Raw genomic sequence first — 1095 nt, forward strand, 5'->3', positions numbered from 1 at the left:
TTACTTCACGACAGCCAGCTGTTCGCGCTTGCCACCCTTGTAGGTGTAGAGCGTGAGGGTGCCGTTCTTGATATCGCCGCGGTTGTCGAAGACGATATTGCCGGTCACGCCCTTGTAGTTGATCTTCTGCAGTTCGGGCAGGTACTTCGCCGGCTCGGCGGAGTTGGCCTTCTTCATCGCTTCGACCATCACCATGACCGAGTCATAGACGTACGGTGCATAAATCTGCACGTCGGTGTTGAACTTCTTCTTGAACGCGGCGCGGAATTCCTCCATGCCTTTCTTCTGCGTCTCTTCCACGCCGCCTGCTTCTGCGCAGACCACCTGGTTGTCGCCGATGGCGTCGCCCGCCAGGTTCGCCAGCGCTTCGGTACAGATGCCGTCGCCGCCCATGAACTTGGCGTTGATGCCCAGCGCCTTCATCTGGCGCAGCATCGGACCGGCCACCGCATCCATGCCGCCGAAGAAGACAACGTCAGGGCTCTTGGCCTTGATGGCGGTGAGAATGGCGTTGAAGTCGGTCGCCTTGTCGTTGGTGTACTGCTGCGCCACGACCTGCACGCCCTTGCCCTTGGCGCCCTTGATGAATTCCTCGGCAACGCCCTGGCCGTAGGCGGTACGGTCGTCGACCACCGCCACTTTCTTGGCATTGAGCTTCTCGGCGGCGTAGCGGCCGAGCGTGCCGCCGAGCTGGCCGTCGTTGGCGACCACGCGGAAGGCGGACTTGAAGCCCTGCTGGGTGTATTTCGGATTGGTCGCCGACGGCGAGATCTGCGGGATGCCCGCATCGTGATAGATCTTCGAGGCCGGGATGGTGGTGCCGGAGTTCAGGTGACCGATGACGCCGTTGACCTTGGCGTCGACCAGCTTCTGGGCTGCCGCGGTGCCCTGCTTGGGATCGGCGCCGTCGTCTTCGGCCAGCAGTTCGAACTTGACCTTCTTGCCGCCGATGGTGACGCCCTTGGCGTTGAGTTCATCGATGGCCATGCGGGCGCCGTATTCGTTGTCTTTACCCAGGTGTGCGATGGCGCCGGAGATCGGGCCGACGTGGCCGATCTTGACGACCTGTTCCTGTGCCGAAGCTGCGCCTGCGAA

Annotated in this window: 1 protein-coding gene; it reads right to left on the bottom strand. The window is 62.2% G+C overall.

The annotated features are described in order from the left end of the window. A partial coding sequence (locus tag FH061_RS30135; protein WP_225984988.1) for a branched-chain amino acid ABC transporter substrate-binding protein occupies nucleotides 1–1095 on the bottom strand: 1095 nt, incomplete at its 5' end.

The sequence above is a fragment of the Noviherbaspirillum aerium genome (assembly GCF_008929045.1).
In the GTDB taxonomy this organism is placed as follows: domain Bacteria; phylum Pseudomonadota; class Gammaproteobacteria; order Burkholderiales; family Burkholderiaceae_D; genus Noviherbaspirillum; species Noviherbaspirillum aerium.